We start from the raw sequence: 15,118 nt of genomic DNA on the forward strand, positions 1-15,118 counted from the left end.
ACCTATCTTGCTTTTGAAAGGTAAATGCGCAAATTCAAGTAGAAGCTCGGCTGAAGTAGCCTCAACAATGACTTATATTCATTGAATAGTGCAACTCGCATCTCTTTAATAAACAAAGGGAAAACCACTTCGTTGGCAAAATAACTAATCAACGTTGCAACACTTGCACCTTCAATACCCCAGCGCGGAATAAGCAGATAGTTCAAAATAAAATTGAGTATTAAGGTCAACACTCTTAAATAGAAAAGTGGCTTAACTATGCCATTGAGTAAACAATATTCTGTTTTGAGCGACGACATGGCGACAACCACAACGTATAGCGCAAAAATCACTAATGTTGCCGTTGAGTAATGAAATTCAGGGCCTACAAAAAAGGTAATGACTGGATTACCAAACAAAATCAACCCGCCGCCAGCGAATAAAGCCAAAAGAAACTTCAGTGCTGTTGCTTCTTGATAGCGCTGCCAAAACTGCTCTTTTGAGCGAAAGAATAACTTATTTAAAATAGGGACAGATGACATATTGAATGCAGCAAAAGCAAACAACACAATCGACACGATTTGCACTAATAGCGCATATTGACCGAGCGTTGCTTCATCTGCCAAGTCGTATAAAAACATCTTATCCATTTGAAAAAACAGGGTGCCAACTATGCCACTTAACGTTAATGGCCACGACAATCGGATAAGCCTTTTGCATTCAGTCAAAGAGAAACACAATGGTGGTAATTCAATGTCTTTTTTGACGCGCCAAAGAAACACATAGCAGGCACACACTAAAAAGGTTTCTAATACGGCGGGAATAGCAAACCAAATAATATTGGCATCGAAAAACAAGAAAATAATCTTCGCCGCAGCAGACGCAAGTAAACCCAAGACGCGAACCATAGTCGCCACTTCCGAGCGTAACGCCTTGCGATAAAATGCCTCAAAGGTATTGCCAACGGCAAAAAAGAAGGCAAAGGAAATGGCGAAAATCATCCATTGCACTTGCTCACTGGTGTAGGCAAAAAAGCTATACACATTAATAAGCACAAAACCAAGAATTGCAGCGGTAAACCTAAGTGCGACAACACTTCCCACCAAGGTTTCTACCGACTTGGAAACTTCCAGTTCTTTTAATAAAACGCGGTCGAGTCCGAGTGTACCAACAACCGAAAATATGGAAAAAACAGCAAGCACAATCGCAATAACGCCAAGCCCTTCTGCGCCTAAGTAACGCGCAATGAGGATGCTCGTCAAGCCAGAAATAACGGCCTTGGAAATTTTTTCAATAAAAACCCAGTTGGTATTTAACAAGAATTTTTTAGGCAGGCTGATACTCATGAAACCCCTAAGACAGCAATCGCTTGTTACTCGAAAAAAGAGCTTACTTAAGAAGCAAGCTCTGAGATAGGTCTGACAGGAATGTCTTTCGACATTGCGTAGGACTTAATGTCGGCAACCGACAGTTTTTTGTAATGTAGCATGTGAGCAACGGCGACTGCATCGGCGCTGGCATCAGTAACACAGGCGTCAAAGTCTTCTAAACTGCCCATGCCACCACTGGCGATAACCGGAATGCTAACCAGCTTGCTAACAGACCTAACCAAGTCAAGGTCAAAGCCTTTTTGCGTGCCTTCTTTGTCGATAGACGTAAGCAGAATTTCGCCTGCGCCAAGTGCTTCCACTTTTTTCGCCCACTCGACAACATCAACGCCTGTTTTTTCTCGCCCATTATCAACGTACGCCTCCCATGAACCATCAGCTTTTGCCTTTGCTTCAATTGAGATCACCACGGCTTGATTGCCAAAACGCTTAGCAATTTGGGTAATCAAATCCGGGTTAGCGATGGCGGCAGTATTCAATGCTACTTTGTCGGCACCGCTACGGAATAATCCCCAAGCATCATCAACACTGCGAATACCGCCACCTACAGTAATAGGAATAAAGATATTCTTCGATGTTTTTTCTACGATGTCGGTCAAGCTGTTACGCCCATACAAGGACGCCACCGCGTCCATGTAGATGATTTCATCAATACCTTGTTGAAAATAATCTTGAGAGAAAACTTGAGGATCGCCCAAAACCCGCAACCCTTCTAAGTGAATCCCTTTGATTAAATTTGGCCCTTTAACATCTAAACGGGCGATAACGCGTGTATTTCTCATAATTATTTAATTGTATGACGTAATTTCCAAATACCGTTGTCTTTCATCCACAAGTGTGGAGAACGGAAATTACTGGTTAATCGCTCGTAATAATCGTGTGTGAAAGTCGGTTCTTCAAATTGCTTATAAGCAATTGGCAACTCGTGCTCTTTTACTGATAAATAATCGAATACTTCACTAGCAAAACGCTCAGGGAACTCGTGATCATAACGGTGAATCAGTGCCACGCCTTCTTCACGGGTAATGTCGCCCGACCTTACTTCTTGTGCCGCATCGTAAGTGGCGCGACCAATACCAAATTTCACACCAGACGTATGGTAGTGGAAGTCATCGATTTTATCGTCGATGCTGTTGTACTTACTGTACGTGCCCACGGTTCTTTCTGGAGACGCTTGGAAGCCGCCTTTTTCTACTGAGAAGTAGTAACAGCTTTGCGGATGCCATTTTAGGTAATAACCCAAGTAGTGCACTTCCACTTTCGCATCTTCAATCACTTGTGGATCGGCTGGCATGTATGGCAATAACTCGTTTTTGGTTACACCAAACTCTTCTTCAAGCTCTTTAACACTCACGCCGCCAAGCATAACTTGGTCTCTGTCTTCGGCAGTGAAGTAACGCCAATCACGCTGCGCTGAATCGTTTTCGGCAATTGGGTTGCCGTATTCGGCTTCGTTTTCACCAAAGAACACTAGCGGGATGTTAAGCTGAGCAGCCATTTTCGGCGCTAAGAACTTCTGGCCTAACATGAAAGGTTGGAAAGGATGTAGCAATACATCAACCGCTAAACGGGTCAGTAGTCGGTGAATACGACCATTTGGCGTCACTAATTGGTTATCGAAACCCGCGTTAATCCACGCGTGAAAATTCTTGTAACCCCAATCGGTGTACATGTGCGGCGCCCACGTTACGGTGAGTGGGTTCATACCATATTCGTACTTCAGTTTATACGCGGCATAGAAGCTGTCTTTACCACCTGAACCGGGAACAAGACAGTCGTAGCTACCATCATTTTTACGGTAACGGTCACATAACTCTCTAAGCTGTTTGTCTCTGGCTTCCCAGTCAATGATTTGCTTCTTTCTTTCCGCTTGCACACAGGCTTCACAGATACCATCTTCTGTGAAGTTAATGGTGGTCTTTTTAGAATCTTTGTTGTGCTTATATTCAACGGCGGAGTTTGGTCTCTGATTTGATACTACACAACGCTTACAATATTTAACGTCTAAAGGAAGACCATATTTGGTGTCTTTCACTTTAGCATCTGGCGCAAATTGGGATAAGTCGGCCATCGTAGGCGCTTTAATAATCATTTATTTCCCCTTCAATAGAAATTCGCAAAATTCAAAATCTTTAATCGTATCAATGTCGACAGCTTCGCCACTTTGAGAAACCACGGTTAATGCGTTTTCGTCGAAAATTGGCTTACCTGCTAATAAGTCGGATATCGGCATCACATAAACACAGCCATCTACATAATAGACGGGTTTACATTCTTGTCTTCGTGTTGGTCTTGGGTGTTCTTGAGTGACGTACTCAATCCCTTTTTCTGCACGATAAAACATCCACTCTATGGGTTTTGCACTTTCGCTAACGGAGACAACCGAAGCGTTTTCCTGCACACTTAATTCAATGCCTGTTTGCAAGGTTTCGAGTGTGCGTAATGGCGATGTTGGCTGCAATAACACCAACACATCGTAATTTTCATCCAGCGCATTAACACAGTGCACTAACGCATCTTTCGTTGGTGCTGAATCTGTTGCCAGCTCCGCTGGACGCATAAAAGGCACATCCGCACCATGGGCTTTAGCAACTTCAGCAATGTCCGTATCGTCGGTGGAAACCACCACTCTATCGATGAACTCACAACGATTAGCAAGTTCTATTGTCCATGCTATCAACGGCTTATCGATAAGTGTTTTAACATTTTTCCCCGGCAGCCCTTTTGAGCCACCACGAGCAGGTATGACTGTAAGTATCTTCTTATTCTGGAGCATAGACGTTAATTTTCTTCATCAAACACTTGGTGATATTCCACCTGCGCGCGCTCAAAATCTTGCATCTTACCAATATCCAACCAATATTCATGCAACGGATACATAGTAACGTCTAGCCCAGCATCCATTTGGGCTTTTAGTAGCTCTGGCATATCAACGACTTCGTTCGTTTTGACTTTCTTGATGATACTTGGCTCTAGCACATAAATACCGGAGTTCACAAAGAAGCTATAAGAGGGTTTTTCGGTAATCGAGGTAATCAGCTTGCCATCCGTCTCGATAACGCCATAAGGTACTTGATACTGATATTGACGCACACACATCGTCGCAATACCGTTGTTTTCGGCATGATATTCCAATAATTGACGGAAATTGATTTGCGTTAGGATGTCGCCGTTAATCATCACTAATGGTAAGTTGGGTAAACTCTCTGGCAATAAACCGAGGGCGCCAGCCGTACCTAATGGCGAATCTTCATCGACATATTCAATTTGGATGCCGCTAGACGAGCCGTCGCCAAAATAGGATTTGATCATGTCCGCTTTGTAATGCGTGGAAATATAAAAGCGGTAAAAACCGGCATGGATAAAACGCGAGATAATGCTTTCTAAAATGGGCTTTCCACCAATTTTCAGCATAGGCTTCGGGCAATCGTCGGTAAGGGGACGTAAACGTGTACCGAATCCACCCGCCATAATAAAGACAGGGTTTTCTAAACGATCATAATCGACAAAATCTTCAAGAATGACCACATCGATCAACTTGCCGTTATCGACAATTGGCATATGCAGCAATTTGTTCTGTTCAATAATAGATTTAATCGTTTTTCGACTTTGCGATGGTGAGCACGTTAACGGATTAACATGCATGACTTCTTTTACAGAAGAATCAAGATCGACGTTTTTTAACAACGCCCGTCTAATGTCGCCATCAGTCACGACACCTTGCAGCATGTCGTTTTCATCTACAATGAATGCCGCGCGTAGTGACTCTCGATCAATAATTTGAATGACTTCACGAACAGAACAGTGCGGAAATGCGAGTGCATTTCTCCATTTATTTGTCATTAATCCAATCGCTTATACTGAAACGGGTTTCAAATCTTATAAAAAATACGGGGAAGGCCCGACTTTTCATATGCCTCACAGAAACTGCGGATTATACAGAACTCCGTTTTCTATACCAGCGTTAAAGGGTATTTCAGCGTCTATAATGTATTTGATTAAGACGGTATTCATTCAGCCAAGCGCTTGGCGATCACTTTAACCAACTTTTGATTCCCCGCAGCGGATAAATGTAACTCATCAGTAAATAAAAACTGTCCGTCTTCACCCGCGATGCAAACATCAGAATCAGGGCGGCATGTTATCTGTTTCGAATTAATCAGCGTAAGGTTTGAATAGGTTGACAACGATGACTCTACAAACTGTTCAAAATCGGCGGTTTGTTGGTTAATCGCCGCCTGAGGAATCGCTAACGCATTGAATAATGCCTTGCTCGTAGCATGTTTTTCTGGATAGAGGCGCACAAGTTTTCTTGCGCGTTCAACTGGACTCCACCCATTCGAGTAGGAGGGGTACACTAGCACAACGCGGTCAGCAACTTGGGTTAATTTTTTAATTGAGTTTGCTAACGCGGTTTTAAAGTTTGCGCGCACTTGCTCTGATGATTGATTCAATCCAGTAGCGGCCTTTATATGCCTTTCAGCGCTGATGCCTCCCACTCCGTTATCCACGGCATCATCATAGCCGTAATGTAGCCAATGAGCAGAAACCACCACTACCTTGTATTCAGATTCAAATTGCTTAATAAAGTCTAAACGTAGTTGTTGATACTCCGGCGTACATTGCGGATTTTGCGCCGCGCCTTCATAGATGGAGAGATCGAGTAAAAAAGGACAGCCACTGGCCGATAAATCCACCAACTCTGAATAGAGCGTTTTATCCTGCCACAGTGCGCCACTCAAAACCCGAGATTGGCTGTCACCTAAGATAAATAAGGACCTCGGCTCCACCTTCTTGCCTGCTAATACACAAACATCATCCTCTTTGATACTGGGGAAACTACAATTTCGCCCGCGATGTTCAATTCCCATAAAAGCACTGGGTAATTGCAACACTTCCTGTTGGAGCTGGAGTCGGTCAGCAACCTTAACGTTGAAATGTCCATACAATCCAATAGCAACCGTAGCAATTGAGGTCAAAACATAAAAAACTAACAACCGAGGGGAGCTAACCTTTTGTCGATTTCGAAAAGGTTGTTCAACAAATTGATAAGTAACCGCCGATAGCAAAAACACCACCAGTATTAACACAAGATAATCAATATTGGTTAATGCCCGCAAACTGTATGCTTTTGCTAAAGCGAAAACCGGCTGATGCCACAAATATAGGCTGTAACTCAGCTTACCTATCAACACAAACGGTACCCTACGCAATAACGTGTTAACTAAGGTTCCGTTTACCGCCGATAAAATAATCAGAGCAGTACCAACAGTGGGAATCAACGTATAAAAGCTTGGGGTTGGCGTATGCTCACCGAAAAGTAAAATGCTGCCCACTATCGCGAATAAGCCAATCAAACTAAGTAGGTTATGCCATGCAACCGAAAGCTTCGGTAAATGTTGATAAAACATCAAGCTTGCAAGCAATGCCCCAATCAACAACTCCCACGCGCGAAACGGTAACAAAAAGAAAGTTAGAGAATGGTAACTCGCCGAATAATGGTTTGCGGCAATCAAACTCACAATCAGCAAAAAGCTAATTAAACCCAATATACGCCACGCTTTTTTCGCGCTAAATAGGGATAAAAGTAAAGGAAAAATAACGTAATACTGTTCTTCGACCGCTAAGCTCCATGTATGCAGAAGCGGTTTCAGCTCGGCGGCAGTATCGAAATAGCCACTTTCTAACCAGAACAACACATTGGATGCAAAAAAAGTGGTCGCCACGAGGCTTTGGGAATAGTTAATAAGCTGATCTTCAGACAACAACCACCATGCAAAAGGCACAGAAACCAACAGAACTACCGCAAGTGCAGGAGCGATTCGCCGCACTCGCCTTTCGTAAAAATTAAATAAGGAAAAACGCCCTTCTTCCAACTCCTGTAAAATCAGGGAGGTGATTAAAAAACCGCTGATAACGAAGAAGACATCAACACCAAGAAAGCCTCCACTAATGAACTCAAATCCAGCATGAAATAAAATAACGGACATCACCGCAATGGTTCTGAGTCCGTCAATCTCTGGCCTGTATTTCAACATAGTCAAATTCGAATATCGCTTTGAAGTCTTGCTTGATGCTAGCGGCTTTTTTGGAAATTAATCTTCAAGAAAGTCGCCAACTTGGTAGTCTTTGTTAGCCGTTTTGCCGATTAAATCCCAGTAGCGCGAAGGCGACATGCCTTTTTCTGGGCGCTTCACTGATAAATGCGCCGCGGTGATTTCTTCACCCTGCTTTAATGGCGCGGTAATTACTAAACTTTTTCTAGCTGGCTCGCGATTTTTTAGCTCTGCGGCAACAGGACGTTTAATGCCATCACCTAGCGCCACTTCAACATTGCGAATAGCATCAACCATGGCTTTTAGCTCATATGGCTCTAAGGAAGCTTGATGATCTGGACCAGGAAGGGTTTTATCCAAGGTAAAGTGTTTCTCGACAATAGTTGCGCCGAGTGTTACCGCGCTAATCGGTGCCCAAATGCCAAGGGAGTGATCCGAATAACCCACGTTTAAACCAAAGGTTTCTCGAATACTTTGAATTGCTTTTAGATTTAACGAATCCGCTGGTGCAGGATATTCGGTTACACATTGCAAAATTGACACTTTTTCTTTTAGTAACGTTTGCGCTTGTGGGTTGGTATAAGCCAGATCCCACTGATGATTTACATCGATATTTTCGCGCGCTAAAAAACCGCCACTAATGACTTTCAGTGCTTGCTCAATTTCACTTAGGGTTGCCATGCCAGTGGAAACAATAACATCTAATCCACTTTTGGCGTGCTCGAAAACCAGCGGTAAATTGGTGATTTCACCCGAGGGCAGCTTGAGCCTTTTTAAATCCATTTGCGTTAACAGAAAGTCGAGGCTCTCTAGGTCGAAGGCCGTCGACATGAACTCGATCCCTTTGCTTTCACAGTAATCTTTTATTTTGAAATGATGTTCATGGGGCAGCTCAAGCTTGCGCAGCATATCGATTTGGCTCTCTTCACTGTCAGTTAGCTTTTTCTGATATTCTGCTTTTGATGCACTTTCTGTGACTAAATTTTCCGATTTAAAGGTTTGAAATTTAACAGCATCCGCACCCGCTTCCACAGCAACATCCACTAACTGTAAAGCTTTGTCTAATTCACCGTTATGATTAACGCCGGCTTCTGCAATAATAAATGTGCTCATGTTCAAACCTTTCCTGATAATGCTTGCTTAGATGTAGTGTGTTCTTAAATTCGAATTGTTAAACGATGTTGACTGACAAACATTGCCATTAACAAAAACTCGATAACTCACTGCTTAATTCAAATCGTTAAATATTTTTTTGCCAACGTCATTTAAATCTATGGCTTTTAGTATTTCTATAATTTGCTGGCTTGTTTCACCGCCATCATAGGGATTAGTGAAAATGGGGTCGGCTGCCGAGTACTTCTGGGCCATAACGTGATTAAGCGTTTTTAAAATACTGTCCTTAGTTGGCTTACAATTAAACACCGAATCGGCCCTAGCTCGGCCTTGTTGGCGACAACCAATATCCACCGTTGGTACGCTAAACGAAGGCGCTTCAATAACACCGCTTGATGAATTCCCGACCACACAAGCACAATGACTTAGGGCACTCAAATAACGCACTCGCCCCAAGGATTCAGTAAGATAAACACGCTCGCTATTTTGACTGACATACCGTTTAAGCGTATCGATAAGCTCCCTACCGTGCGCATCCGCGTTAGGAAACGTAATGAGTAGTTTTACATTAGGGAATGCATCTAGCGCTTCTAACATGGCTTGCATGCCTTCGCGCTGCTCTTGTACATCCAAAGTAACAGGGTGATACGTCACTAAAAAGAAGCGCTCGCCTAAATCAAAACCAATGGATTCTTCTAGCGCTTGTTTCGATAAGGCTTGGGTTTTCACCGAGGATTCAACGCCTAACGCGCCCACGTTATAAACCGATTCTGGTTGCTCACCCATTTGAATTAAACGCGCTCGATATTCTTCGGTTGCTGGAAAATGAATATGCGCCATTTTTGAAATAGCATGTCGAATAGATTCGTCCACCGCGCCAAATGTAGCTTCACCACCATGCAAGTGAGCAATAGGAATATTGGCAAACAGAGCCGCTGTCGCCGCACCAAGCGCTTCAAAACGATCGCCAAGCAGCATAACCAAATCCGGTTGCAGATTCTTAAAGCTTTCTGCAAACCCCATTAACGCTAACCCTGTAGATTTGGTGATAGCAACTGGGGAATCACCAGAAAGCAATATTTCAACGGTGTCGTGAATGGGAAAGCCGTCTTTTTCAATTTCTTGATAAGTCGAACCAAACTCAGGTGATAAATGCATACCTGTAACAACTAGCTGCAATTCAAAACTTGGATCGTCATTGAGTGCTTTAAGCAGCCAATAAAACAGTCCGTATTCCGCTCGGGTTCCTGTTACGACACAAACTTTCATTTATCACCTTTTAAGTCGTTAAAAACCTTAAACAATCACCGAACTCGGAATGTTTACTATGCAATCGGCTAAATGTGTGGCATTCGGTAACGGGCCTGCCTGACAATGCTTGAACGCTGGCAGAGTATTTAGCAACTGCCACGCTGGGCGGGTCATGATGCCACTATCATTAGTAACGGTTAAGAACGCGTCACGCTGCGTTTTGTCTGCAAGTTTCACCGTACATAACCAATAGTTCACTTGAGTATTGGGTAATTCTGTAATGAAAGTAATTTCGGTATCAGCGAAAAACGCTTGGTACGATTTTGCCAACTCACGTTTGGCTCGCATAAAGCTAGGCACTTGTTCTAATTGCGCCACCCCTAATGCTGCGTTGAGGTTCGGCATTCGGAAATTAAAACCGACCACATCATGCACGTACTCCCACTTATGGGGCACCTTTGCTGTGGTTGATAAATGGCGCGCAACCTGTGCGATTTCATCATCATTAGTCACTAACATACCACCGCCTCCGGTGGTCATAATCTTGTTGCCATTGAAGCTAATCGCACCACAAGAAGCAAACGTTCCAGCATGTTGGTCGTTTTTGGTGGAACCTAGCGATTCAGCGGCATCTTCAACCACTGGGATGCCATATTGCTGACAAACTTCGATAACACCTTCGATGTCGCCTATAAAACCAAAGCTGTGCATAGGCACACAAGCTGAAATGGGCTTTTGGGTATGCTTGTTAATGGCTTTCCCGTCAACTATTTCTGCGTTTTGCTCAAGCCAACTCGCCAAGGCTTTCGGGCATAAGCTCATGGAGGCGGCATCAACATCGATGAATACTGGCTCTGCATTGCAGTAGTGAATGGCATTAGTAGTGGCAACAAATGACAAAGGCTGGGTTAGCACTTCGGAATCAGGCTTTACGCCTACTGCCAGCAAGGCAATGTGCAAAGCGGCTGTGCCATTAACCATAGCAACCGCGTGTTTTACCCCTAAATAAGTGGCCATTTGCTGCTCAAAATCCACCACACGTTGCCCAACAGTTGAAACAAACGTGCTACGGATAGCATCAACAACATAAGCTTCTTCGTTGCCGTTAAGCGTGGGAATATGTAAAGGGATAAAGTCGGTTGTTTTAAATGTCGTTTGGACGAATTGGCAGAATGACTCTGCCAATTGATTGATATTCTGTGACATGTTTACGTCTTATAGAACCAGTTTAAATTAAACGTTTTTATAACGTCCGTCGTCTGGATTAACAATGAATCCATCTTTAACAACTTGCAGAATTTGCTCGATACCATCTGGTACAGTTTTGGTAATTTCAAACCCAAGTACAGACTTAATCTTGTCGAAGTTAACGCGGTAATCGCGCGGATCTTCTTGCTTTTCAACGTATTTGATTTTAGCTTCTGGCAAGAATTTTTGGATCTCATCAACAATCATTTTCTTCTGATAGTTTTCGCTGGTATTACCAACGTTGAATACTTCAAAAGACACTTTTTCTGCGTCAGCATTGAATACTTCAACCACGGAACGAGACAAATCAACAACATGGCAATAAGGACGCCAGAATTGCTCACCAAAGATAACCAGTTCTCTGTCTAACGCCAATTCTTTAGTGAATTCATTCACTGTGAGGTCGAAACGCAAACGCGGAGACAAACCGTAAACAGTGGAGAAACGCAAACAAGTTGGCACACAGCCTGTCGCTTTGTCTTGACCTAACAAGAACTGTTCAAATTCAACTTTGGTTTCTGCATACAAAGAAACTGGCGTTAATGGCGAGTTTTCATGAACATAGCCTTCGCTGTCTTCCATTTTTCCGTAGTTACTGCATGTAGATGCAAAAACAAAACGCTTAACGCCCGCTTCTTGCGCTAGCTCATAAAGCTTTTTGGAACCATCCAAGTTAATTGAGCGAGTTACTTCCGGCTCTTTAGCACAAGCTGGATCGCCTACGATCGCAGCTAGGTGTGCAACATATTCGATGTCCGCTAATACGTCTTTCATTAGCGCTTCATCACGAATATCACCTTTTACGAAAGTAAAGTTAGGAGCATTCAGTAATTCAACGATGCTTTCGCCGCCAAAGCTTAAGTTATCAACAACGACAACATGATAATTTTGAGCCAACAATAAACGAACTAACACACTACCGATGTAACCTGCGCCACCAGTAACTAACACTTTTTTCATTCTTTCCTCACAATTTATAGTTGTAGTAATCTACAAACCAATCAATAAATTTCGCAATACCGGTTTCTACAGTGGTTTCTGGCTTAAAACCCGTTTGCTTAATCAGCGCGCCCACATCTGCATGGGTATCAGGCACATCACCCGGTTGCAGTGGCAACATTTTCATGGATGCACTTTTGCCTAATGCTTTTTCAATGGCTTTAATATAGTCCATCAGCATAACAGGGCTTGAGTTACCAATGTTATAAACACGCCACGGGAATTTACTTGAACCGGGATCTGGATTTGCACCTGACCATTCTGGGTCGGGCGCAGCTATGTTATCTGATACGCGAATAATGCCTTCGCAAATATCATCGATGTAGGTGAAGTCACGGCGGTGATTGCCGTAGTTAAAGACCTCAATTTCTTCATCGTTTAGAATGGCTTTGGCAAATTTAAATAGGGCCATATCAGGACGACCCCACGGACCATAAACGGTAAAAAAGCGTAATCCCGTGGTCGGAATGCCATATAAAGCACTATAAGTATGCGCCATCAATTCGTTAGATTTTTTGGTTGCGGCGTACATGGAAAGTGGGTGATCGACAGAATCGCTTACCGAAAATGGAAGTGTTTCATTCGCACCATATACCGAGCTAGAAGAAGCATAAACTAAATGCTCTACCCCAGTATTTCGGCAACCTTCAAGAATATTTAGAAAACCAACAATGTTGCTATCAATGTAAGCCCGAGGGTTTTCCATTGAATAACGTACACCGGCTTGAGCAGCAAGGTTGATCACTAAGTTAAATTTGTGCGCTGAAAAAATGTCGCTAATAGCTGACGTATCTGCCAAATCGACTTTATGAAATTCGAAATGAGGATGATTTTGTATTAAAGAAAGCCTATCGTGCTTGAGCTTTGGATCGTAATAGTCGTTGATATTATCGATACCGACGACATTATCTCCCCTTTCCAATAAGCGCTGAGCGACGTGCATACCAATAAATCCGGCTGCACCAGTAACCAATACGTTCATTCAATTTGATCTTTAATTTAAGAAGTTTCAACCTAACTTTGGAAGCAGTGTAGTCTACCTGTATTAATAGGAAATTAATACAGGTTAAGCGGCTTTCAAACTTAAGTCCTACGAGTTCAGCTCAGCGCCTTTTACACCGGCTTTCGAACGAGCTACACCAATGACTAAGGGTAACAGTGCAACGATCGCAATTAACGCAGAGTAGTCGTAAAAAGTCGTTGCTAACCACGCAAGTGGAAATAGCCAAAACACATTCATCAATACAATGCATAAAGTCACGCGCGTGTGAGAACCCAGCTTCCTGCTCCACTTTTGATATGCATGCAAATTATGCGCTTTAAGCCACGGTTGTCCGGTTAGCATTCGAGTAATGAGCGTGACTGTTGAATCCACGACAAAATAGCCGTACAGAATCACCCAACTCCATGGGCTAATGACATCGACTGATGACACACCTATCGCATAGATAGCCATGGCAAAACCTAGGAAACTGCTGCCAACATCTCCCATAAAAATACGGGCTTTGGGAAAGTTAAAAACTAAAAAGCCAAGGGTACTAACGCTTAACAAAAGCAACGATGCCGAATACATGGTTTCACCCGATGTATATAAAATGATAGCGGCTCCAATACTTACCGTTAGCGTTTCGAATCCAGCAAGGCCGTTAATTCCATCCATAAAGTTAAACAAGTTGGTCGACCAAACGATAACAAGCAAAGCAACCAAATAAGCAATATAATCAAGTAAAGGAAAACGGTCTGAAAATGGAAGCTCGGGAACATCCTTTAGCAATATGAGGGAAACGACTGCGGCAATAGTTTGAACAAGTAAACGCCACTTTGCATCAACGCCTCTTTTGTCATCAATCCAACCAATCCACGCAATAAATCCACCGCCTAAAATAAGCGCCATAAACATAGGGTCAGTAACAACATTTTTAACATAAATAGCAAATAACCCGATGAAAAACGTTAGAATCAAAGCCGCGCCACCACCTCTAGGAGTAGGCACAGTATGCGAACTTCTGTCATTGGGTATATCAAGCATCGCCTTTTGCTTGGTGTGTCGAATTAACGACCACGTTAAAAATGCTGACACAAAGCTGAGAGAAAACAAAAATAACCACAAGCGCATTTAATTATTTTCCTCTTTTAAGTAGGCGAGCTCTTCAACCATCGGATAACGAGCTTCCCAATGATAATACCTCATGGCATTTTGCCCACTTATCTCAAGATTACTAGACAGTTTATTCCACATCGTTCCTTTACCAATAAGCTTAAAAGCAAACGCCATTAATGCGGGAGGAATGCTTAACATCATAATGGATTTACCAAGTGCTTGGGCAATATTTTGACAAAGTTGGGCGGTACTAACAGGGGATTTATCGGCAACAAGAAACACGGAATAATCGTATTGCTCCGCAGGTTTTGTACTGAGTATTGTCAATATGAAATGATTCAAATTCCCAACACTGATTAATGAGCGACGATTATTAATGGCCCCTAGAGGCAATACTGGTAAACGCTTCACTAGGCTGACTAAAGCATTCATATTAGCTTTAACTCCTTTGCCATAGACCAAGGGAGGGCGAATAATAGAAACCCTCAAGGATGAACTCGATATACTTCGAAGGTACTGTTCAGCCTGAAACTTCGTTAAAGCATAAACACCTTCAGGTGAAGGTATATCGTCTTCAGAAAAGGCTTGAATTGATGTTTCGTCACCATTGACTTTAATTGAGCTTACGTAGATGAAGTGTTTCACCTGCTTAGCGATAGCGACTTGTGCTACCGCTTTGGTTCCATCCACATTTATTCGTTCGTACTCGCCAGCTAACTCATTATTTTCAACCACATGAGCCTTGGCAGCTAAATGAATGACGACATCAATATTGGAACTAAGCTGCTGCGCTGATAAATTTTCGATAGAATCCACTTGAATAAAGTGAATATTCCTATCTTTCAAATGCGCTATCGGGAGATGTTCCCTCGGATCGTTTCTGGCAACCAAAAACAGTTCTATATCTTGGCTTTGCTTGAGTAGGTCGCTAACAAGCTGGCGACCTACAAACCCAGTTGCCCCAGTTATCAAAATGTTCATTT

At 42.9% G+C, this 15,118-nt stretch carries 13 protein-coding genes; all 13 read right to left on the reverse strand.

The genetic code is table 11. The features are described 5' to 3' along the window. Window positions 1–2 precede the first annotated feature (2 nt). Window positions 3–1,325 (reverse strand): flippase, encoded by a 1,323-nt coding sequence (locus HJG39_RS02810; protein ID WP_268406566.1) that lies wholly within the window; start codon window positions 1,323–1,325, stop codon window positions 3–5. A 47-nt stretch (window positions 1,326–1,372) separates the two neighbouring features. Further along, on the reverse strand, window positions 1,373–2,149 hold the full coding sequence (hisF, locus tag HJG39_RS02815) for an imidazole glycerol phosphate synthase subunit HisF (protein ID WP_268406568.1): 777 nt from the start codon (window positions 2,147–2,149) through the stop codon (window positions 1,373–1,375). Window positions 2,150–2,151: 2 nt separating this feature from the next. Continuing rightward, window positions 2,152–3,459, reverse strand: a complete 1,308-nt coding sequence (locus HJG39_RS02820; RefSeq protein ID WP_268406571.1) for an N-acetyl sugar amidotransferase — start codon at window positions 3,457–3,459, stop codon at window positions 2,152–2,154. Next, the gene (locus tag HJG39_RS02825; RefSeq protein ID WP_268406572.1) at window positions 3,460–4,143 is read right to left on the reverse strand and encodes an acylneuraminate cytidylyltransferase family protein; all 684 of its coding nucleotides are present in this window, start codon (window positions 4,141–4,143) and stop codon (window positions 3,460–3,462) included. A gap of 5 nt (window positions 4,144–4,148) precedes the next feature. Beyond that, on the reverse strand, window positions 4,149–5,210 hold the full coding sequence (locus tag HJG39_RS02830) for a nucleotidyltransferase family protein (protein WP_268406574.1): 1,062 nt from the start codon (window positions 5,208–5,210) through the stop codon (window positions 4,149–4,151). A gap of 167 nt (window positions 5,211–5,377) precedes the next feature. Continuing rightward, the gene (locus HJG39_RS02835) at window positions 5,378–7,405 is read right to left on the reverse strand and encodes an acyltransferase family protein (RefSeq protein WP_268406575.1); all 2,028 of its coding nucleotides are present in this window, start codon (window positions 7,403–7,405) and stop codon (window positions 5,378–5,380) included. Between the two features lie 57 nt (window positions 7,406–7,462). Next, on the reverse strand, window positions 7,463–8,536 hold the full coding sequence (neuB, locus tag HJG39_RS02840; RefSeq protein WP_268406577.1) for an N-acetylneuraminate synthase: 1,074 nt from the start codon (window positions 8,534–8,536) through the stop codon (window positions 7,463–7,465). Between the two features lie 114 nt (window positions 8,537–8,650). Further along, window positions 8,651–9,805 carry a UDP-N-acetylglucosamine 2-epimerase gene (neuC, locus tag HJG39_RS02845; protein ID WP_268406579.1) on the reverse strand — a complete coding sequence of 385 codons (1,155 nt, stop codon included), beginning with the start codon at window positions 9,803–9,805 and terminating at the stop codon, window positions 8,651–8,653. Between the two features lie 27 nt (window positions 9,806–9,832). Continuing rightward, window positions 9,833–10,993: a LegC family aminotransferase gene (locus HJG39_RS02850; RefSeq protein ID WP_268406582.1), complete on the reverse strand. Its 1,161-nt coding sequence runs from the start codon at window positions 10,991–10,993 to the stop codon at window positions 9,833–9,835. Between the two features lie 27 nt (window positions 10,994–11,020). Then, on the reverse strand, window positions 11,021–11,995 hold the full coding sequence (locus HJG39_RS02855; protein ID WP_268406584.1) for an NAD-dependent epimerase/dehydratase family protein: 975 nt from the start codon (window positions 11,993–11,995) through the stop codon (window positions 11,021–11,023). Between the two features lie 7 nt (window positions 11,996–12,002). Beyond that, window positions 12,003–13,016: an NAD-dependent epimerase gene (locus HJG39_RS02860; RefSeq protein ID WP_268406586.1), complete on the reverse strand. Its 1,014-nt coding sequence runs from the start codon at window positions 13,014–13,016 to the stop codon at window positions 12,003–12,005. A gap of 108 nt (window positions 13,017–13,124) precedes the next feature. Continuing rightward, entirely contained in the window at window positions 13,125–14,150 is a 1,026-nt protein-coding gene (locus tag HJG39_RS02865) for an MraY family glycosyltransferase (protein ID WP_268406589.1), read from the reverse strand. After that, window positions 14,151–15,116 (reverse strand): NAD-dependent epimerase/dehydratase family protein, encoded by a 966-nt coding sequence (locus HJG39_RS02870; protein ID WP_268406591.1) that lies wholly within the window; start codon window positions 15,114–15,116, stop codon window positions 14,151–14,153. Window positions 15,117–15,118: the final 2 nt, after the last annotated feature.

The organism is Alteromonas sp. a30 (assembly GCF_026788005.1).
Taxonomy (GTDB): domain Bacteria; phylum Pseudomonadota; class Gammaproteobacteria; order Enterobacterales; family Alteromonadaceae; genus Paraneptunicella.

Excerpts from the sequence above, each read along its gene's own strand:
- HJG39_RS02870 (WP_268406591.1), bottom strand. The coding sequence starts at position 15,116 with ATGAACATTTTGATAACTGGGGCAACTGGGTTTGTAGGTCGCCAGCTT.
- HJG39_RS02835 (WP_268406575.1), bottom strand. The coding sequence starts at position 7,405 with ATGTTGAAATACAGGCCAGAGATTGACGGACTCAGAACCATTGCGGTG.
- neuC (WP_268406579.1), bottom strand. The coding sequence starts at position 9,805 with ATGAAAGTTTGTGTCGTAACAGGAACCCGAGCGGAATACGGACTGTTT.
- HJG39_RS02825 (WP_268406572.1), bottom strand. The coding sequence starts at position 4,143 with ATGCTCCAGAATAAGAAGATACTTACAGTCATACCTGCTCGTGGTGGC.
- HJG39_RS02820 (WP_268406571.1), bottom strand. The coding sequence starts at position 3,459 with ATGATTATTAAAGCGCCTACGATGGCCGACTTATCCCAATTTGCGCCA.
- HJG39_RS02860 (WP_268406586.1), bottom strand. The coding sequence starts at position 13,016 with ATGAACGTATTGGTTACTGGTGCAGCCGGATTTATTGGTATGCACGTC.
- hisF (WP_268406568.1), bottom strand. The coding sequence starts at position 2,149 with ATGAGAAATACACGCGTTATCGCCCGTTTAGATGTTAAAGGGCCAAAT.
- HJG39_RS02865 (WP_268406589.1), bottom strand. The coding sequence starts at position 14,150 with ATGCGCTTGTGGTTATTTTTGTTTTCTCTCAGCTTTGTGTCAGCATTT.
- HJG39_RS02855 (WP_268406584.1), bottom strand. The coding sequence starts at position 11,995 with ATGAAAAAAGTGTTAGTTACTGGTGGCGCAGGTTACATCGGTAGTGTG.
- neuB (WP_268406577.1), bottom strand. The coding sequence starts at position 8,536 with ATGAGCACATTTATTATTGCAGAAGCCGGCGTTAATCATAACGGTGAA.
- HJG39_RS02830 (WP_268406574.1), bottom strand. The coding sequence starts at position 5,210 with ATGACAAATAAATGGAGAAATGCACTCGCATTTCCGCACTGTTCTGTT.
- HJG39_RS02850 (WP_268406582.1), bottom strand. The coding sequence starts at position 10,993 with ATGTCACAGAATATCAATCAATTGGCAGAGTCATTCTGCCAATTCGTC.
- HJG39_RS02810 (WP_268406566.1), bottom strand. The coding sequence starts at position 1,325 with ATGAGTATCAGCCTGCCTAAAAAATTCTTGTTAAATACCAACTGGGTT.